This window comes from Pseudomonas sp. IB20 (assembly GCF_009707325.1).
Lineage (GTDB): Bacteria > Pseudomonadota > Gammaproteobacteria > Pseudomonadales > Pseudomonadaceae > Aquipseudomonas.
Map to the genome: position 1 here is coordinate 4244743 of NZ_CP046103.1, position 17910 is coordinate 4262652.

Sequence of the window (17910 nt, forward strand, 5' to 3'; positions counted from 1 at the left end):
TAGTTCTTACTTGATGGTCAGGGCTTGCAGCTTGCCGCTGTTGCCAAACACATAAAGCATGTTACCCACAACCAGCGGACGGGCACGCAGGCCGTCGCTGTCGATACGCTCGCGGCCGACAAAACGACCGTCCACCTGGCTCAGCAGATGCAGGTAACCTTCGAAGTCACCTACCGCTACGTAGCTGGAGAACACTTCCGGTGCCGACAGTTGACGGCGGGCCAGAGAGTCGTTGCTCCACAGTGCGGTGGTAGAACGCTCGTCCACACTTTCAACGGTGCCGGACGCCAGGCTTACGTAGACGCTGCCAAACCCTTGGGCGACACCAGCATAGCTGGAAGCATCACGCTGCCAGTTGATGCGGCCGCTTTGCAGGTCCAGCGCCGCAACGCGGCCCTGGTAAGTGGCCACGTAAATGGTTTCGCCCGACAGCAGCAAGCCGCCGTCGATGTCCACAACGCGGTCCAGCTCGGAACGACCTTGAGGGATGGCCACACGGGTTTCCCAGGCCGGCACGCCGTTCTGAGTATCCAGGGCGACCACTTTACCGGTCGACAGGCCTGCGACGGCCAGGTTGTTGGTCACAATCGGACCACTGGTACCGCGCAGGGTCAACACCGCAGGGGTGCTGTCATACAGCCAGCGCTGGTTGCCGGTGGAGGCATCCAAGCCAATCACACGGTCATCCTGGGTCTGCACCACGACGATATCGCCGTTGGTGGCAGGCGCCGAGAGCACTTCACTGGTCACGCGAGCGCGCCATTTCTCTTCGCCCGTCGCCGAGTCCAGAGCAACCACGTCGCCTTTAAGCGTACCGATCAGCACCATGCCGTAGCCGACACCCACGCCACCGGAAACCGGCAGCTCGAGGTCTTTCTTCCACTTCACGTCGCCATTCATGCGATCCATGGCAATGATCACGCCCGTGGAGTCAGTGGCCACGATGTTGTCGCCGTCGATTGCCGGCTGCAACAGGTTGTACAGGTCGCCCTGGCCATCACCGACGGAGCGGCTCCACTGCTTCTGCAGGACCACTTCTTCCTTGAAGCTGGTCAGCTCGGCAGGAGGCAGTTCTTTTTTACTGTTGCTGCTGCAACCCGCGGCCAGAATGGCCAGAGCCAGCAATGCTGCATGTTTCCAACGGATCACGTCACGCATCCCCTTTGGCCAAGTCGTCCAGCTTGATTTGTAAGCCACCGACCGCCGCTTCATCAGACAGCGCCGCCTTGGCTTTTTGGTACGCAGCATGGGCTTCGTCGGTACGACCCAATTGGACCAACAGGTCGCCCTTGAGCTCTTCACGAGTGGCCACAAATGCTTTGTCAGCATCGCCGTCGAGCAATTTGAGTGCTTCGTCAGCCTTGTTCTGTGCTGCCAACACCTGTGCCAGGCGCTGACGTGCGATTTCACCCAGGGTCGGGTTGGTCGGCTTGTCGGCGATGGCCTTCAGCTCGGTGGCTGCGTCATCCAGCTTGCCGGTGTCGACCGCAACTTTCGCGACGAACAGGCTGCCGTACTGGGCGTAGGTGCTACCGCCGAATTCGGCTTTCAGCTTGCCGGCCAAGTCTGCCACTTGGCCAGGATCAGGCTTGCCGTCCGGCGTCAGCGTGGTTTCCAGCAATTGTTGATAGAGGATCGAGGCGCCTTGGGACTGGTTGGCCTGATACTTTGTCCAGGCTTGCCAGCCGAACACCACCACTAAAGCCAGCAGGCCGCCGGTAACCAGGGGCTTGCCGTTACGCTGCCACCAGTCCTTGAACTCGGCCAGCTGCTCATCATCAGTACTCGACACCCCAATACTCCTTAATCGCTAAATTCGGCTGTTCGACAGCTTCAACCCTGCACGACGCAGGTGGCCAAGTGCGCGGCGAGCGCATCAAAGGCAATGTTCTGTTGCTCGCCCTGGCCACGCAGGGGTTTGAAACCTATCACTTGCTGGGCCAGTTCGTCATCGCCGAGGATTAGTGCATACAGCGCACCGCTCTTGTCGGCCTTCTTGAATTGGCTCTTGAAGCTGCCGGCGCCGGCATTGATCTGCAGGCGCAGGTTCGGCAGTTGGTCGCGCACTTTTTCGCTCAAGGCCAGGGCTGCCAGTTCGGCGGCCTCGCCAAAGGCGCACAGGTACACGTCCACCTGACGGGAGATTTCTTCCGGGACCTGCTCCAGGGTTTCCAGCAGCAGGATCAGCCGCTCGATGCCCATGGCAAAACCCACGCCCGTGGTCGGTTTGCCGCCCATTTGCTCGACCAGGCCGTCGTAACGACCACCGGCGCACACGGTGCCCTGGGCGCCGAGTTTGTCGGTGACCCATTCGAATACGGTTTTGCTGTAGTAATCGAGGCCACGTACCAGTTTCGGGTTGATCACGTACGGAATACCGGCCGCATCCAGGCGAGCCTTGAGGCCCTCGAAGTGGGTGCGCGACTCGTCGTCCAGGTAATCGGCCATTTTCGGCGCGTCGACCAGTACGGCTTGGGTGTCGGCGTTCTTGGTATCCAGCACGCGCAATGGGTTGGTTTTCAGACGGCGCTGGCTGTCTTCGTCCAACTTGTCGAGGTGGGCGGACAGGTACTCGACCAGGGCGACCCGGTAGCGGCCACGGGATTCACTGGTGCCCAGGCTGTTAAGTTCAAGCTTGACCGCGTCGCGGATGCCCAGCAGGCCCCACAGGCGCCAGGTCAGCACGATCAGCTCGGCGTCGATGTCCGGGCCGTCGAGGTTGAACACTTCCAGGCCGATCTGGTGGAACTGGCGATAACGGCCTTTCTGCGGGCGCTCGTGGCGGAACATCGGGCCGATGTACCACAGCTTCTGCGGCTGGCCACCACCGGTGAGGCCATGCTCGAGCACGGCGCGCACGCACGCGGCAGTACCTTCCGGACGCAGAGTCAGGGAGTCGCCGTTGCGGTCTTCAAAGGTGTACATCTCTTTTTCGACGATGTCGGTCACTTCACCGATGGAGCGCTTGAACAGCTCGGTGAACTCGACGATCGGCATGCGGATCTGCTTGTAACCGTAGTTATCCAGCAGGCGCGCGACCGTGCTCTCGAAGTAGCGCCACAGTGGCGTCTGCTCCGGCAGGATGTCGTTCATGCCACGAATGGCTTGCAGAGACTTGCTCACATCTAATCCTTAAATTCGTTCTTAGCCGCGCGCGATCAGCGCTGCGTCAGCCGCGACCTTCTCGGCCGCTTTCTGGCGGATCAGTCTTTCGAGCTCATCCACCAGATTGTCATTCGTCAACTTCTGCGACGGCTTGCCGTCGATGTAAATCAGGTTCGGCGTACCGCCTGTCAGGCCGATGTGCGCCTCTTTGGCTTCACCCGGGCCGTTGACCACGCAACCGATCACCGCAACATCCAGCGGCACCAGCAGGTCCTCGAGGCGCCCTTCCAGTTCGTTCATGGTTTTCACCACGTCGAAGTTCTGCCGCGAGCAGCTCGGGCAGGCAATGAAGTTGATGCCACGGGAACGCAAATGCAGGGATTTGAGAATGTCGTAACCGACCTTCACTTCCTCTACCGGGTCTGCCGCCAGGGAGATGCGGATAGTATCGCCAATCCCTTCGGCGAGCAGCATACCGAGACCCACCGCAGATTTCACTGTGCCTGAGCGCAAACCGCCCGCTTCAGTGATACCCAGGTGCAGCGGCTGCACGATTTCCTTGGCCAGCAGGCGGTAAGCTTCTACGGCCATAAACACGTCGGAAGCCTTTACGCTGACCTTGAAGTCCTGAAAATTCAGACGTTCAAGGTGTTCAACGTGGCGCAGCGCCGATTCAACCAGCGCGGCTGGGGTCGGCTCGCCGTATTTCTTTTGCAGGTCTTTTTCCAGGGAACCGGCGTTGACGCCGATACGGATCGGAATCCCGCGATCACGGGCAGCATCCACCACCGCGCGCACACGGTCTTCGCGACCGATGTTGCCCGGGTTGATGCGCAGGCAATCGACGCCCAGCTCGGCAACGCGCAAAGCGATCTTATAGTCGAAGTGAATGTCGGCAACCAGCGGCACCTTGACCAGTTGTTTTATGCGACCAAAGGCTTCGGCAGCGTCCATGTCTGGCACGGAAATCCGCACGATGTCTACGCCGGCGGCTTCCAGACGGTTGATCTGGGCCACGGTGGCGGCAACATCATTGGTGTCGCTGTTGGTCATGCTCTGTACCGCGATGGGGGCATCGCCACCCACCGGCACCGAGCCGACCCAGATCTTGCGCGATACGCGACGTTTGATTGGAGATTCGCCGTGCATGACTATTGTCCCAACTTGAGGCGAGCAGTCTCGCCACTGGTGAACGGCGCTACGTCCACAGGCTGGCCGTTGTAGACCACTTGCGCGCCACGGGCAAAGCCCAGACGCAGCGTCAAAGGAGGCTTGCCGCCCTGGTCAAGCGTATCTCCCTTACGCTTCAAACCGCTAAACAGCACTTTGCCGTTGCCATCGGTGACTTGCGTCCAGCAGTCAGCGACGAAGGTAATCTGGATATGCCCGTCACCGGCGATCAACGCAGGCGCGGTAGCCGGCGCAACTGCCGGCGCTGCCGGTGCAGCTGGCGTGGTGGCCACAGGAGCCGGTGCCGCGACAGCGGGTGTGTGGGCCTGGGCAGCCGGAGCGGCCGGGGTTGCCGGGGTTGCCGGCACAGTGGGAGCCGTCACGGCGGCGGCAGGCGCAGTGCCAGCTTCCGGCACTGGCTGCTCGGCGGTGGCCGGCGCTTGCGGCGCGGCCTGCCCTTCGGCAACGGCCTGGTCTTCTGGCTCGTCCAGCGGATGAATTTGGGTGGTGCCGTCAGCGCTTTCGACTTCGACGTGCTCCATGGCGTTGCTGGTCAGGTCCTTGCTGCGCTGGGAGGCCTGGTCTTGCCACCAGACGAAACCGCCGCCGATCACGGCAATCAGCAGCAACAGGCTGACAATTCGCAAAATTGTGTGGGAAACCCGCACCGGCTCTTCGATGCGACCCAGGCCATGCACATTGCTGCCTTGGGAATCGGTGCCGGTGAACTGGTCGAATTCCTGTACCAGCACGGTCTGGTCAATGCCCAGCAACTTGGCATAAGCGCGGATATAGCCGCGGGAGAAGGTATGCCCAGGCAGCTTGTCGAACGCGCCGGCTTCAAGGTTGCCCAGAGACGTCGTGGTCAAATTGAGCTTGAGGGCCACTTCTGCCAGCGACCAACCATTGCTTTCGCGGGCCTGACGCAAGGTCTCGCCTGGGTTTACGCGATTAGCTGCTACAACTTCCGGGTGCGACGCTTTCATCATTGCTCCGACAGGTATTGCTGATATTCCGGCGTACCGGGATAGAGTCGTTCGAGTTGCTGGCCAAAACGTGCGGCCGTGTCGCGTTCTTCATGAACCGTCGCCAGGCGCACACCGAGCAATAGACTACGTGCATTTTGCCCGCTGAGCAGGCTAAAACGCTCGTAATAGTCACGTGCCGGCACATAATGCCTGTCTTCGTAAGACATCTCAGCCATTTCGAGCAACGCACGTGGCTGGCGACTGTTCAGGTGCAGGGCTTTTTCCAGTTGCTGACGCGCGCTATCGCGCTGACCGAGGCGCACCGAGGTGACCCCAAGGTTCTCGAACACCCGCGACCGCTCCGGGTAGAGGGCATCGGAGGAAGCTTGCTGGAAATAACGGGAAGCCTGGTCATAACGTTTCTGCGCGAACAGGAAGCTGCCGTAATTGTTCAGCAGCCGAGGGTCTGCAGGACGCGCGGCCAAGGCCTTTTGGAAATACTGATCGGCCAGCTCAGGCTCGGCCTGCGCCTGGAACACCAAGGCCAATGCGGCATTCGCGTCGGCATCGTCGCCGTCCAGCTCAAGGGCCTTTTTCAACGGCACCTTGGCCTGCTCGCTCATACCTTGGCGCAGGTAACCCAGGCCCAGTTGCACATAGGCCACTCGCGCCTCATCACGGCCTTTATCGGTTTGCAAAGGGCTGTCATAGCCCGATGAAACACAACCGGCCACGAGGCCGGTAAAAAGTAAAAGCAGCGCAAGGCGCAAGGGCATAGAGATCCTCTCTCAGATTCGATTCACAGCAATTTGCGGCAAATCTTCGGCGGCGTTAAGTTCGCGCACGGCGATATAACGTTCGCGGCGACGGGTGCGATCCAGCACCTGCCCTACCAATTGGCCACACGCGGCGTCGATGTCCTCACCACGGGTGGTGCGTACGGTGACGTTGTAGCCCGCCTGGTGCAGTTGATCCTGGAAACGGCGAATGGCGTTGTTGCTCGGCCGCTCGTAGCCAGAATGTGGAAACGGGTTAAACGGAATCAGGTTGATCTTGCACGGGGTGTTCTTGAGCAGCTCGATCATCTCGACCGCGTGCTCAACCTTGTCGTTGATGTCCTTGAGCATGGTGTACTCAATGGTCAACACACGCTTCTCGCCCAAGGTCGCCATGTAACGCTGGCAGGATTCGAGCAGCATCTTAAGCGGATACTTCTTGTTGATCGGCACCAATTGGTTACGCAATGCGTCATTGGGTGCGTGCAGCGACAACGCCAGGGAGACGTCGATGTGCTTGGCCAGCTCATCGATCATCGGCACCACGCCTGAGGTCGACAGGGTCACACGGCGCTTGGAAATGCCGTAGCCCAGGTCGTCCATCATCAAATGCATGGCCGCAATCACGTTGTCGAAGTTCAGCAGCGGCTCACCCATGCCCATCATCACCACGTTGGTGATGGCACGGTCGACGGTTGCCGGGACGCTGCCAAAGGATTTGTTGGCAATCCACACCTGGCCGATGACTTCGGCGGCGGTGAGGTTGCTATTGAAGCCTTGCTTGCCGGTGGAGCAGAAACTGCAGTCCAGGGCACAGCCTGCCTGGGACGAAACGCACAAAGTGCCGCGCTTGCCCTGGGGAATGTACACGGTCTCGACGCAGCTGCCGGACGCCACGCGCACCACCCACTTACGGGTGCCGTCGCTGGAGATGTCCTCGCTGACCACTTCGGGGCCACGGACCTCAGCAATGACCTTGAGCTTGTCGCGCAGGGCCTTGCTGACGTTCGTCATGGCATCGAAATCGTCGACGCCAAAGTGGTGAATCCACTTCATTACCTGACCGGCACGGAAACGCTTCTCCCCGATTGAGTCGAAGAATTTCTCCATTTCCGGCTGAGTCAGACCCAGCAGGTTGGTTTTTACAGTCGATGTAGTCATGGATTCACCCTCACTCTTTAAGCCGATGCTTAGCGAGCGGTTACTTCAGTAGCAGCGAAAAAGTACGAGATTTCGCGAGCAGCAGCGGCTTCGGAGTCCGAACCGTGAACAGCGTTGGCGTCGATGGATTCAGCGAAGTCAGCACGAATGGTGCCGGCAGCTGCTTCTTTAGGGTTGGTAGCGCCCATCAGCTCACGGTTCAGAGCGATAGCGTTTTCGCCTTCCAGAACCTGAACAACAACAGGACCGGAGATCATGAAGGAGACCAGGTCGCCGAAGAAGCCACGAGCGCTGTGCTCAGCGTAGAAGCCTTCAGCTTCAGCTTTGGACAGTTGCTTGAGTTTCGAAGCTACAACCTTCAGGCCGGCTTTTTCGAAACGAGTGGTGATCTCGCCGATGACGTTTTTTGCAACAGCGTCAGGCTTGATGATGGAGAAAGTACGTTGAACAGCCATGGTGTAACTCCAGAAACGGTAATTTACGAAAAATTAAACCCGCGAATTATACGCGGGTTATTGGGTATTGCCTAACTGCGTAAGGGAGGCGTCAGTCCTGCTCTTCTTTCCAGGCAGTCTGGATAGCTTCCAGGACCTTTTCACCGCCACGATCCCGCTCATCTTCAAACCCTGGCAACGCCATGACCATGTCACGCAAAGCTACAAAGTTCAGGGAGTAAGGATCCAGATCCGGGTTGCCGTCGGCCAACAGGATAGCGATCTCTTGCACATCAACCCATTTAAGAATCATGACACTTCCTTGAATCAATGCGGCGCTTCGGCCGCATGGTTGAGCGAGTACTTCGGAATTTCGACCGTGATGTCTTCAGTCCCAACCTTTGCCTGACAGCTTAGGCGAGAAGTCGGCTCCAGGCCCCACGCGCGGTCGAGAAAATCCTCTTCCAGCTCATCGGCTTCTTCCAGAGAGTTGAAACCCTCGCGAATTACGCAGTGGCAGGTGGTGCAGGCGCAGACACCGCCGCAGGCACTCTCGATCTCGATGTGGTTGTCATGGGCAACTTCGAGGATGGACTTGCCGGTCTCAGCCTCCACGACCATACCGTCCGGGCAATGCTCGGCGTGTGGCAGAAAAATGACCTGCGGCATTAATTATTCCTCGATTTCATTCAGATTGCGTCCCGCCAGGGCGGCTTTTACCGACTGGTCCATACGACGGGCGGCAAAAGCATCGGTCACTTGCGACAGACGCTTGGTCTGTTGCTCGATGGCATAACCATCAGTGCTTTTCATCAGTTCGGCCAGTTCCTGCATCTGCAGGTCGATGACCATGCGCTCTTCGGCATCCAACAGGCGCTCGCCGTCAGCATCAAGGGCACCCTGCACGGCTTCGAGCAGGCGCTGGGCGTCGACTTGCTGCTCGCGCAGTACGCGGGCGACCTTGTCGTCACCGGCATACTGGAACGAATCCTTGAGCATCTTGGCGATTTCGCCGTCGGTCAGGCCGTAGGACGGCTTAACCTGGATGCTGGCTTCAACGCCCGAGGCCAGTTCACGCGCAGCCACGCTGAGCAGGCCATCGGCGTCGACCTGGTAGGTCACGCGAATCTTCGCCGCGCCCGCAACCATCGCCGGAATGCCGCGCAATTCAAAACGCGCCAGGGAGCGGCAGTCGCTGATCAGCTCGCGCTCGCCTTGCAGCACATGAATCATCATGGCCGTCTGGCCATCTTTATACGTGGTGAAATCCTGGGCGCGGGCGACGGGGATGGTGGTGTTACGCGGAATCACCTTCTCCATCAAGCCACCCATGGTTTCCAGCCCCAAGGACAGCGGGATCACGTCGAGCAGCAGCAATTCGCCACCATCGCGCTTGTTGCCGGCCAAGGTATCAGCTTGGATCGCGGCACCAATGGCGACGACTTGATCCGGGTCGATTTCAGTCAGCGGCTGGCGACCAAAGGCTTCGGCAACGGCTTCGCGAACCCGTGGGACGCGGGTCGAACCGCCGACCATGACCACGGCGGCGACGTCTTCGAGCTCAACACCGGAATCACGTACGGCACGGCGGCAGGCTTTAAGGCTACGGGCGACCATCGGCTCGATCAGCGCGTCGAACGCTTCGCGGGTCAGTTGAGCCGACCAGGAACCGTAGGAAACGTCTACAGAACGGGCGTCAGTCAGCGCTTCTTTGGCCGCACAGGCGGTTTGCAGCAGATTACGCTGCTCGCCCGGGTCCAGGTCGGCCGACAAGCCGGCGCTGGTGATGATCCAGCCGGCAATCGCGTGATCGAAGTCATCGCCGCCCAGGGCAGTGTCGCCACCGGTGGCCAGTACTTCGAACACACCGCCGGTCAGGCGCAGGATCGAAATATCAAAGGTGCCGCCGCCCAGGTCGTAGATAGCAACCAAGCCTTCGGCGTGCTGATCCAGGCCATAGGCCACAGCGGCCGCAGTCGGCTCGTTGAGCAAGCGCAGCACGTTGAGACCGGCGAGTTTCGCCGCGTCTTTAGTGGCTTGGCGCTGAGCGTCGTCGAAATACGCCGGAACCGTGATCACCGCGCCGACCAGTTCGCCGCCCAAGGTGGTTTCTGCTCGCTGGCGCAGTACCTTGAGGATATCGGCCGACACTTCCACCGGGCTTTTTTGGCCCTGGACAGTGTCGATGAACGGCATATGCGATTCGCCGCCGACAAAGCGGTACGGCAGCTGCTCGCCTAATTGCTTGACGTCGGACAGACCACGACCCATCAAGCGCTTGACCGACAGCACGGTGTTCAGAGGATCGGAGGACGCCGCCAGCTTGGCTGACTCACCGACTTCGATGTGGTCAGCGTGATAGCGCACGGCGGACGGCAGGATAACCTGGCCATCGGCGTCGGGCAGCGGCTCGGACAGGCCGCTGCGCAAGGCGGCGACCAGGGAATTGGTGGTGCCCAGGTCAATCCCGACCGCCAGGCGACGCTGGTGCGGTTGAGGGCTTTGGCCGGGTTCGGCGATCTGCAGTAGGGCCATGGTAATCAGGTCTTATCTGTCTATCAGGCGTGCACGGGCAGCACTGGGTTAATCGTCGAGGCGCTCTTCTAGCTGGCGCACTTCGTAGGTGAGCTTGTCGAGGAACTGCATGCGCCGCATCAGGCGTTCGGCCTGTTCACGTTGCGCTGCATCATCCCAACAGGCTGCGAAGCTTTCGTTGAGCTCATCCTGGGCCACTTTCAGACGGCGCTTGAAGACTGCGACACCGGCCACATCGGCTTCGTCCTGTAAGTCTTCGAGTTCTTCGCGCCACTGCATCTGCTGCATCAGGAAGTCCGGGTCGTGCACCGTGACTTCAATCGGCAACTCACCACCGTTCATCGCGAGCAGGTAACGCGCGCGTTTCGGGGGGCTTTTAAGCGTCTGATAGGCTTCATTGAGGCTGGCCGATTGCTCCAGCGCCAAGCGTTGCTCACGCTCGGAAGCGTCAGCGAAGCGGTCCGGATGCACACCACGCGCCAATTCTCGGTAGCGCGTGGCAAGCTGCTCGAGGTCCAGCCGAAAGCTCGGCTGCAGCTCGAATAAAGCGAAATGACAAGGAGTACCCACAAATAGCCTCAGATGTTGAAGCTTTCGCCGCAGCCACATTCACCGCGTACGTTGGGGTTGTTGAACTTGAAGCCTTCGTTCAACCCTTCCTTGACGAAATCGAGCTCGGTGCCGTCCAGGTAGGTGAGGCTTTTAGGGTCGATGATCACTTTCTCGCCGTGACTTTCGAACACCTGATCCTCTTCAACCACCTCGTCGACAAACTCCAGCACGTAGGCAAGGCCGGAACAGCCCGTGGTGCGAACACCCAGACGAATCCCCTCACCTTTACCGCGCCCATTCAGGGAGCGGCGAATGTGCTGCGCAGCCGCTTCTGTCATGCTGATAGCCATCGTTGACTCCTTACTCGTCGCCAAATGCTTAGATCAAGCCTTTCTTCTGCTTGTAGTCGCGAACGGCCGCTTTGATAGCGTCTTCTGCGAGTACGGAGCAGTGAATTTTCACCGGCGGCAGAGCCAGTTCTTCGGCCAGCTGGGTGTTGCTGATAGTGACAGCCTCATCCAGGGTCTTGCCTTTCATCCACTCGGTAGCGAGGGAGCTGGAGGCAATGGCGGAACCGCAGCCGTAAGTCTTGAACTTGGCGTCTTCGATAACGCCAGCGTCGTTGACCTTGATCTGCAGGCGCATAACATCGCCGCACGCCGGAGCGCCGACCATGCCAGTGCCGACATCAGGGTCTTCCGCGTTCATCTTGCCGACGTTGCGCGGGTTTTCGTAGTGGTCGATGACCTTTTCGCTGTAAGCCATGGTACTGAATCCTCACTCATCAGGGCCGCTCTGGAACCCTGTAAAAACGCCTGCGTTTTCCGCCACGTTCCTACAGAGCTTGGGTGGCGGCTTCTATATTTAGTGTGCCGCCCACTCGATCTTGGAAATGTCGACACCGTCTTTGTACATGTCCCACAGCGGCGACAGAACGCGCAGCTTGTTGACGGCTTCGCAGACTTTCTTCGCGGCGTAGTCGATTTGCTCTTCGGTGGTGAAGCGGCCGAACGTAAAGCGGATCGAGCTGTGTGCCAGTTCGTCGTTGCGGCCCAGGGCGCGCAGTACGTACGAAGGCTCAAGCGAGGCCGAGGTGCAGGCCGAACCGGACGAAACCGCCAGGTCCTTGAGCGCCATGATCAGCGACTCGCCTTCGACGTAGTTGAAGCTCAAATTCAGGTTGTGCGGTACACGGGTGGTCATGCTGCCGTTGATGTACAGCTCTTCAAGGTTCTCGACCTGCTTGTAGAAGCGATCGCTGAGGGCCTTGATGCGCACGTTTTCGGCAGCCATGTCTTCTTTGGCCACGCGGAAAGCTTCGCCCATGCCGACGATCTGGTGGGTCGCCAGGGTGCCCGAACGCATGCCGCGCTCGTGACCGCCGCCGTGCATGGTGGCTTCGATACGCACGCGAGGCTTGCGGCTCACGTACAGGGCACCGATGCCTTTAGGACCGTAGGTCTTGTGGGCCGAGAACGACATCAGGTCGACTTTCAGCTTGGACAGGTCAATGTCGACCTTGCCGGTGGACTGAGCAGCGTCGACGTGCAGCAGGATGCCCTTGGAGCGGGTCAGCTCGCCGATGGCCTCGATGTCGTTGATGGTGCCGATTTCGTTGTTCACGTGGATCACGGAAACCAGGATGGTGTCTTCACGCAGAGCGGCTTCGATCATGGCCGAGGTGACGATACCGTCGGTGGTTGGCTCAAGGTAGGTAACCTCGAAACCTTCACGCTCCAGTTGGCGCATGGTGTCGAGGACAGCCTTGTGCTCAATCTTGGTGGTGATCAGGTGTTTGCCTTTGGTCGCGTAGAAATGCGCCGCGCCCTTGATTGCCAGGTTGTCGGACTCGGTAGCACCGGAGGTCCAGACGATCTCGCGTGGGTCAGCGCCCACCAGGTCAGCAACTTGGCGACGAGCGTTCTCGACCGCTTCCTCAGCTTTCCAGCCGAATACGTGGGAACGGGAGGCCGGGTTGCCGAAGTTTCCGTCAACCAGCAGGCATTCACTCATTTTTTGCGCGACACGCGGATCAACCGGGGTGGTCGCTGAGTAATCAAGGTAAATCGGCAATTTCATGGACTTTCTCCTAAATCAGGCTGGCTGGCGTGCCGTTAGCTCTGCGGCTGTCACTCGACGGCGGACGCTTCGATCTTGTCCAGGCGCGGCGCCTTGGTGTTGCAACGGCGCTGATCCTGACGCTGGGCTACTTCTTGCACCTCACGGCGAGTCACAAGATCAGCCAAGCTGATACCACTCAAAAACTCATGGATCTGCAGGCTCAAGTCACACCACAAGTGGTGTGTCAGGCAGGTGTCGCCAGCGTGGCAATCACCCAAACCCTGGCATTTAGTGGCATCGACGGATTCGTTGACCGCGTCGATCACCTGGGCTACCTGGATGCCCTGCATGTCACGGGACAGTTGGTAGCCGCCACCCGGCCCACGTACGCTGGAAACCAAATTGCTACGGCGCAATTTGGCGAACAGCTGCTCGAGGTAGGACAGGGAAATGCCTTGGCGCTCGGAGATATCGGCCAGGGACACCGGCCCAGTTTGCGCGTGCAAGGCCAGGTCTAGCATGGCGGTTACCGCGTATCGGCCTTTTGTAGTCAGTCTCATGGACAAGTACCAAGGTGTTTCAGAATGGGAGCAAGTATGCGATTCCCGAGTATTTAAGTCAACTATAAGACCTAGTACTTTAGTCAGGATTACCCGTAAAAAGGGCGCGCGAATCATAGCAGGATGGGGTGGGATCGAACAGCAGGAACGGGGCCAGCGCTCAATCTCAAGACTAATGGAGATCAAATGTGGGAGCTGGCTTGCCAGCTCCCACGGGGCCTCGACTAATGGAGATCAAATGTGGGAGCTGGCTTGCCAGCTCCCACAGGGGACCGCGCTCAGCCAGCCTTGGTGGTAGCCGCTTCGCTCTTGATCTCAGCGAAGTCTTCTTCGCGCAGCTCAGGCAGGTCCTTGGCGCAATAGCTGCTGCCCAACTCCTTCAGCGCGCCACACATGCCGTCCAGCTTGCCGTCCACCGCCTGCAGGTGATCAAGCAACTGCCCAATGGCACGGGCCACCGGGTCGGGCATGTCTTCGCTGACGCCGTAGGCATCGAAGCCGATCTTCTCGGCCATGGCCTTGCGCTTGGCTTCCTGCTCGTCGCCGACTTCCGGCTTGACGATGATGCGCCCAGGAATACCCACCACGGTGGCGCCAGGCGGTACAGCCTTGGTCACTACGGCATTGGAACCGACTTTGGCACCGGCGCCGACTGTAAATGGACCGAGCACCTTGGCGCCCGCCCCCACCACCACGCCATCACCCAGGGTGGGATGGCGCTTACCCTTATTCCAACTGGTGCCGCCCAGGGTCACACCCTGATACAGCGTCACGTCGTCGCCGATCTCGGCGGTCTCGCCAATCACGATGCCCATGCCATGGTCGATAAAGAAGCGACGCCCCACCTTGGCGCCCGGGTGGATCTCGATCCCGGTCAACCAGCGGCCGAAGTTCGACACCAGCCGCGCCAGCCATTTCCAGCCCATGCCCCACAAGGCGCCGGACAGGCGGTGAATCCAGATCGCATGCATGCCCGGGTAGCAGGTCAGCACTTCAAAGGCGTTGCGCGCCGCCGGGTCACGGTGGAAAACACTCTGGATATCTTCTCGCAAACGCTCGAACATTTTTAATCCTTCCGCTTAAGAAGCTCGCCACGGGCCGCCTTCTGGGTTTCCGTGAGGATGCCACGCAATATATTCATTTCCGCTCGGCTGACCGAACTGCGCCCGTACAGGCGACGCAGGCGCGCCATCAAGTGCCGTGGTTTTTCCGGATCGAGGAATTCGATGGCCACCAGGGTTTGCTCCAAGTGCTCATAGAACCGCTCCAGCTCGTCCATCGTGGCCAACTCTCCACTTTTGGTCGAGGCGACCTCATCCTTTTCTACCTTGCTCGGCTGGCCTTCAGCGGCCAGCCAGGCCATGCGCACTTCATAACTCAACACCTGCACCGCTGCCCCGAGGTTCAGCGAACTGAACTCAGGGTCTGATGGAATGTGCACGTGGTAATGACATCGCTGCAGCTCTTCATTGGTCAGGCCGGAGTCTTCACGGCCGAACACCAAGGCGATTTCAGCGCCGCCGGCAGCCTCTTCCACGACTTTGGTGCCGCACTCACGCGGATCCAGCAGCGGCCAGGGGATACGACGGTCGCGGGCACTGGTGCCGAGCACCAGGTTGCAGCCGACCAAGGCATCTTCCAGCGTGGCGACGACCTGGGCTTTTTCCAGGATGTCATTGGCGCCGGATGCACGGGCATCGGCCTCGTGGTGCGGGAACACGCGAGGTTCGACCAGCACCAGGCGCGTCAGCCCCATGTTTTTCATGGCTCGCGCCACCCCGCCGATGTTGCCGGGATGACTGGTATTGACCAAGACGACACGAATGTTTTGCAGCAAGGGAGGCGCTCTCGGACACGGGAAAGGGGAGCAAATCTTACAGAACAGCCTAAGGTTATGCCATGAAAGCTAACGTCGTCCTTCACCTGAAGAAAGTTTCTGCTAGAATGCTCGGCTTTCTTTAACAACCTTAGGTGACACATCCATGCAGCCCATGCTGAATATCGCGCTGCGCGCCGCCCGCAGCGCCAGTGAATTGATCTTCCGCTCCATCGAGCGCCTGGATACCATCAAGGTCGACGAAAAAGACGCCAAGGATTATGTATCCGAGGTGGATCGCGCCGCCGAACAGAAAATCATCGACGCTCTGCGCAAGGCCTACCCTACCCACGGCATCCTCGGTGAAGAAACCGGCTTGCACAAAGGCAGCGGCGAAGGCGAAGACTACCTGTGGATCATCGACCCACTGGATGGCACCACCAACTTCCTGCGCGGCATCCCACACTTTGCTGTGAGCATCGCCTGCAAATACCGTGGCCGCCTGGAACACGCTGTTGTGCTGGACCCGGTTCGCCAGGAAGAATTCACCGCCAGCCGTGGCCGTGGCGCCCAGCTGAACGGCCGCCGCCTGCGTGTAAGCGGTCGTACCAGCCTGGACGGTGCCCTGCTGGGCACGGGCTTCCCGTTCCGTGACGACCAGATGGACAACCTGGAAAACTACCTGGGCATGTTCCGCGCCCTGGTTGGCCAGACCGCCGGCATCCGTCGCGCCGGCGCTGCCAGCCTGGATCTGGCCTACGTGGCCGCCGGTCGTTTTGATGCGTTCTGGGAGTCGGGCCTGTCCGAGTGGGACATGGCTGCAGGCGCCCTGCTGATCCAGGAAGCTGGCGGCCTGGTGAGCGACTTCACCGGTGGTCACGACTTCCTTGAGAAAGGCCACGTCGTTGCCGGTAACACCAAATGCTTCAAGGCAGTACTGACGGCGATCCAGCCGCACCTGCCGGCTTCGCTGAAGCGTTAAGCGAGCGAGCACAAAAAAGCACCCCCTAGGGGTGCTTTTTTTATGCCTGGGATTTGAGCAAACCCAATACCACTGACCCAAACACAAACCAATGTGGGAGCTGGCTTGCCTGCGATAGCGGTCTGCCAGCTAATTCATTAGTTGCTGACCCACCGCTATCGCAGGTAAGCCAGCTCCCACATTTGGATCTATGTCAGGCTTGGAATTACTGCTGGTTCTGACCGAGAATCAGACGACCTTCTTTATCCACCGGAATCTGGCCACCTGGATCACGGTCCATGCGCACCGAACCTTCCTTGCCGTCCAGGTTGTACCGCACGTCATAGCCGACCACCTTGTCACTGATGTCGTTAACGGTATTACAACGGGTTTGCGTGGTGGTGTAGGTATCGCGGTTCTGCATGCCTTCCTGAACCTTGTTACCGGCGTATCCGCCACCGACCGCACCAGCCACAGTGGCCAGCTTCTTGCCATTACCGCCACCGACTTGGTTGCCCAACAGGCCACCAGCCAGCGCACCGACCACGGTGCCGACGATTTGATGCTGATCCTGCACCGGCTTCTGCCGGGTCACGGCGACATCCTTGCAGACCTCGCGCGGGGTTTTAATCTGGGTCTTCACCGGCTGCACCGCCAGCACTTGCGCATACTCAGGGCCGCTTTTTACCAGGCTGTAGGTGGCAACAGCACCCCCGGCAGTCACACCGACAGCACCCAATACTGCACCAACCAGCAACGACTTGTTCACGTGAACCTCCTGACCATCACAAGCGGACTGAAACGTCCGCGCTATACCCAGCCTTGGAGCAAAAAAAAAGGCGCGAGTTCAATACTCGCGCCTTCTTTGTAACAGCGTGTCAACAAGCGCCCATCAAGGGCGGTCGTCGACCTCCTTGCCGGTAGCGGCAGGAGGGATCAAGTCTTCGCTGTTGAGGTTCAGCCAGATCAGCACCACGTTAGCGATGTAGATCGACGAGTAGGTACCCGCCAGAACGCCGATGAACAGCGCCAGGGAGAAGCCCCACAGGTTGTCGCCACCGAAGATCATCAACGCACCAATCGCCAGCAAAGTGGAGATCGACGTTGCCATGGTCCGCAGCAGGGTCTGGGTGGTGGAGATGTTGATGTTCTCGATCAACGTCGCTTTACGCAGCACGCGGAAGTTCTCACGAACCCGGTCGAATACCACGATGGTGTCGTTGAGCGAGTAACCAATGATCGCCAGCACCGCCGCCAATACCGTCAGGTCGAAGGTGATCTGGAAGTAGGACAGGATACCCACGGTCACGATAACGTCGTGGATCAGCGACACAATCGCGCCGACGCCGAACTTCCACTGAAAGCGGAACGCCAGGTAGATCATGATGCCGGCCAGCGCCATCAGCATGCCGAGGCCGCCTTGGTCGCGCAGCTCTTCACCCACTTGTGGGCCAACGAACTCAACACGCTTTACCGACGCCGGGTTGTCGCCGCCGACCTTCTGCAAGGCCTCAGCTACCTGGTGACCCAGTTGCGGGTCTTCACCAGGCATACGCACCAGCAGGTCGGTAGTCGCACCAAAGCTCTGCACGATGGCTTCGTGATAGCCAGCCTTGACTAGCTCGTTGCGCACCAGGGTAACGTCGGCCGGTTTCTCGTAGGTCAGCTCGATGAGCGTACCGCCGGTGAAGTCCAGACCGTAGTTCAGGCCCTTATGGAACCAGCTGAACAACGCCAGAACGGTAAGGAGCACGGTGACGCCGAACGCAACGTTGCGAACGCCCATGAAGTTGATTGTACGTAACATGGCA

Annotated in this window: 21 protein-coding genes; 1 reads left to right on the plus strand and 20 read right to left on the minus strand. The window is 59.5% G+C overall.

Annotated elements, in window-relative coordinates:
* Positions 1-6: 6 nt before the first annotated feature.
* The 18 genes from bamB to trmJ form a co-directional block, all read right to left on the minus strand.
* Positions 7-1158 (minus strand): outer membrane protein assembly factor BamB, encoded by a 1152-nt coding sequence (bamB, locus tag GJU48_RS19750; protein ID WP_094949435.1) that lies wholly within the window; start codon positions 1156-1158, stop codon positions 7-9.
* Positions 1151-1792 (minus strand): YfgM family protein, encoded by a 642-nt coding sequence (locus tag GJU48_RS19755; protein ID WP_094949434.1) that lies wholly within the window; start codon positions 1790-1792, stop codon positions 1151-1153. Before GJU48_RS19755 ends, bamB begins: the two co-directional genes overlap by 8 nt.
* A gap of 41 nt (positions 1793-1833) precedes the next feature.
* On the minus strand, positions 1834-3123 hold the full coding sequence (gene hisS / locus GJU48_RS19760) for a histidine--tRNA ligase (RefSeq protein ID WP_094949433.1): 1290 nt from the start codon (positions 3121-3123) through the stop codon (positions 1834-1836).
* A 21-nt stretch (positions 3124-3144) separates the two neighbouring features.
* Positions 3145-4254 (minus strand): flavodoxin-dependent (E)-4-hydroxy-3-methylbut-2-enyl-diphosphate synthase, encoded by a 1110-nt coding sequence (gene ispG, locus GJU48_RS19765; protein WP_094949432.1) that lies wholly within the window; start codon positions 4252-4254, stop codon positions 3145-3147.
* Positions 4255-4256: 2 nt separating this feature from the next.
* Entirely contained in the window at positions 4257-5261 is a 1005-nt protein-coding gene (locus tag GJU48_RS19770; RefSeq protein ID WP_094949431.1) for a RodZ domain-containing protein, read from the minus strand.
* A complete protein-coding gene (gene pilW, locus GJU48_RS19775) occupies positions 5261-6019 on the minus strand; it encodes a type IV pilus biogenesis/stability protein PilW (RefSeq protein WP_094949430.1) in 759 nt (252 codons plus the stop codon). The genes GJU48_RS19770 and pilW overlap by 1 nt, the downstream gene beginning before the upstream one ends.
* A gap of 12 nt (positions 6020-6031) precedes the next feature.
* Positions 6032-7180, minus strand: a complete 1149-nt coding sequence (gene rlmN, locus GJU48_RS19780; protein WP_094949429.1) for a 23S rRNA (adenine(2503)-C(2))-methyltransferase RlmN — start codon at positions 7178-7180, stop codon at positions 6032-6034.
* A 29-nt stretch (positions 7181-7209) separates the two neighbouring features.
* The gene (gene ndk / locus GJU48_RS19785; RefSeq protein WP_083356869.1) at positions 7210-7635 is read right to left on the minus strand and encodes a nucleoside-diphosphate kinase; all 426 of its coding nucleotides are present in this window, start codon (positions 7633-7635) and stop codon (positions 7210-7212) included.
* Positions 7636-7726: 91 nt separating this feature from the next.
* On the minus strand, positions 7727-7927 hold the full coding sequence (gene iscX, locus GJU48_RS19790; protein ID WP_083356868.1) for a Fe-S cluster assembly protein IscX: 201 nt from the start codon (positions 7925-7927) through the stop codon (positions 7727-7729).
* 14 nt (positions 7928-7941) lie between these two features.
* Positions 7942-8283, minus strand: a complete 342-nt coding sequence (gene fdx / locus GJU48_RS19795; protein ID WP_083356867.1) for an ISC system 2Fe-2S type ferredoxin — start codon at positions 8281-8283, stop codon at positions 7942-7944.
* A 3-nt stretch (positions 8284-8286) separates the two neighbouring features.
* On the minus strand, positions 8287-10149 hold the full coding sequence (gene hscA / locus GJU48_RS19800; protein ID WP_094949428.1) for a Fe-S protein assembly chaperone HscA: 1863 nt from the start codon (positions 10147-10149) through the stop codon (positions 8287-8289).
* A 48-nt stretch (positions 10150-10197) separates the two neighbouring features.
* Complete coding sequence (gene hscB / locus GJU48_RS19805; RefSeq protein WP_094949427.1) at positions 10198-10719, minus strand: co-chaperone HscB; 522 nt, start codon at positions 10717-10719, stop codon at positions 10198-10200.
* An 8-nt stretch (positions 10720-10727) separates the two neighbouring features.
* On the minus strand, positions 10728-11051 hold the full coding sequence (iscA, locus tag GJU48_RS19810) for an iron-sulfur cluster assembly protein IscA (RefSeq protein ID WP_003209680.1): 324 nt from the start codon (positions 11049-11051) through the stop codon (positions 10728-10730).
* Positions 11052-11079: 28 nt separating this feature from the next.
* Positions 11080-11466, minus strand: coding sequence for a Fe-S cluster assembly scaffold IscU (gene iscU, locus GJU48_RS19815; protein ID WP_003175965.1), 387 nt, complete (start codon positions 11464-11466; stop codon positions 11080-11082).
* 99 nt (positions 11467-11565) lie between these two features.
* Positions 11566-12780, minus strand: coding sequence for an IscS subfamily cysteine desulfurase (locus GJU48_RS19820; RefSeq protein ID WP_094949426.1), 1215 nt, complete (start codon positions 12778-12780; stop codon positions 11566-11568).
* A gap of 50 nt (positions 12781-12830) precedes the next feature.
* On the minus strand, positions 12831-13322 hold the full coding sequence (gene iscR / locus GJU48_RS19825; RefSeq protein WP_003194020.1) for a Fe-S cluster assembly transcriptional regulator IscR: 492 nt from the start codon (positions 13320-13322) through the stop codon (positions 12831-12833).
* Positions 13323-13600: 278 nt separating this feature from the next.
* Complete coding sequence (gene cysE, locus GJU48_RS19830; protein WP_094949425.1) at positions 13601-14386, minus strand: serine O-acetyltransferase; 786 nt, start codon at positions 14384-14386, stop codon at positions 13601-13603.
* Positions 14387-14388: 2 nt separating this feature from the next.
* Positions 14389-15159, minus strand: coding sequence for a tRNA (cytosine(32)/uridine(32)-2'-O)-methyltransferase TrmJ (gene trmJ / locus GJU48_RS19835; RefSeq protein WP_003210307.1), 771 nt, complete (start codon positions 15157-15159; stop codon positions 14389-14391).
* 145 nt (positions 15160-15304) lie between these two features.
* Between trmJ and suhB the strand changes: the two genes are divergently transcribed.
* Complete coding sequence (gene suhB / locus GJU48_RS19840; RefSeq protein ID WP_003175971.1) at positions 15305-16120, plus strand: type III secretion system regulator SuhB; 816 nt, start codon at positions 15305-15307, stop codon at positions 16118-16120.
* Between the two features lie 205 nt (positions 16121-16325).
* Here suhB and GJU48_RS19845 read toward each other — a convergent pair whose 3' ends face one another.
* Both GJU48_RS19845 and secF read right to left on the minus strand, forming a co-directional pair.
* Positions 16326-16868, minus strand: a complete 543-nt coding sequence (locus GJU48_RS19845; RefSeq protein ID WP_065908615.1) for a glycine zipper 2TM domain-containing protein — start codon at positions 16866-16868, stop codon at positions 16326-16328.
* Between the two features lie 123 nt (positions 16869-16991).
* Positions 16992-17906 (minus strand): protein translocase subunit SecF, encoded by a 915-nt coding sequence (secF, locus tag GJU48_RS19850; RefSeq protein ID WP_094949424.1) that lies wholly within the window; start codon positions 17904-17906, stop codon positions 16992-16994.
* Positions 17907-17910 lie beyond the last annotated feature (4 nt).

Bases quoted from the DNA above. Each gene is read 5' to 3' on its own strand.
- iscA (WP_003209680.1), bottom strand. From the start codon at position 11,051: ATGGCTATCAGCATGACAGAAGCGGCTGCGCAGCACATTCGCCGCTCC.
- GJU48_RS19820 (WP_094949426.1), bottom strand. From the start codon at position 12,780: ATGAAATTGCCGATTTACCTTGATTACTCAGCGACCACCCCGGTTGAT.
- cysE (WP_094949425.1), bottom strand. From the start codon at position 14,386: ATGTTCGAGCGTTTGCGAGAAGATATCCAGAGTGTTTTCCACCGTGAC.
- suhB (WP_003175971.1), top strand. From the start codon at position 15,305: ATGCAGCCCATGCTGAATATCGCGCTGCGCGCCGCCCGCAGCGCCAGT.
- iscR (WP_003194020.1), bottom strand. From the start codon at position 13,322: ATGAGACTGACTACAAAAGGCCGATACGCGGTAACCGCCATGCTAGAC.
- secF (WP_094949424.1), bottom strand. From the start codon at position 17,906: ATGTTACGTACAATCAACTTCATGGGCGTTCGCAACGTTGCGTTCGGC.
- pilW (WP_094949430.1), bottom strand. From the start codon at position 6,019: ATGCCCTTGCGCCTTGCGCTGCTTTTACTTTTTACCGGCCTCGTGGCC.
- ndk (WP_083356869.1), bottom strand. From the start codon at position 7,635: ATGGCTGTTCAACGTACTTTCTCCATCATCAAGCCTGACGCTGTTGCA.
- hscA (WP_094949428.1), bottom strand. From the start codon at position 10,149: ATGGCCCTACTGCAGATCGCCGAACCCGGCCAAAGCCCTCAACCGCAC.
- ispG (WP_094949432.1), bottom strand. From the start codon at position 4,254: ATGCACGGCGAATCTCCAATCAAACGTCGCGTATCGCGCAAGATCTGG.
- bamB (WP_094949435.1), bottom strand. From the start codon at position 1,158: ATGCGTGACGTGATCCGTTGGAAACATGCAGCATTGCTGGCTCTGGCC.
- fdx (WP_083356867.1), bottom strand. From the start codon at position 8,283: ATGCCGCAGGTCATTTTTCTGCCACACGCCGAGCATTGCCCGGACGGT.
- iscX (WP_083356868.1), bottom strand. From the start codon at position 7,927: ATGATTCTTAAATGGGTTGATGTGCAAGAGATCGCTATCCTGTTGGCC.
- rlmN (WP_094949429.1), bottom strand. From the start codon at position 7,180: ATGACTACATCGACTGTAAAAACCAACCTGCTGGGTCTGACTCAGCCG.
- iscU (WP_003175965.1), bottom strand. From the start codon at position 11,466: ATGGCTTACAGCGAAAAGGTCATCGACCACTACGAAAACCCGCGCAAC.
- GJU48_RS19770 (WP_094949431.1), bottom strand. From the start codon at position 5,261: ATGAAAGCGTCGCACCCGGAAGTTGTAGCAGCTAATCGCGTAAACCCA.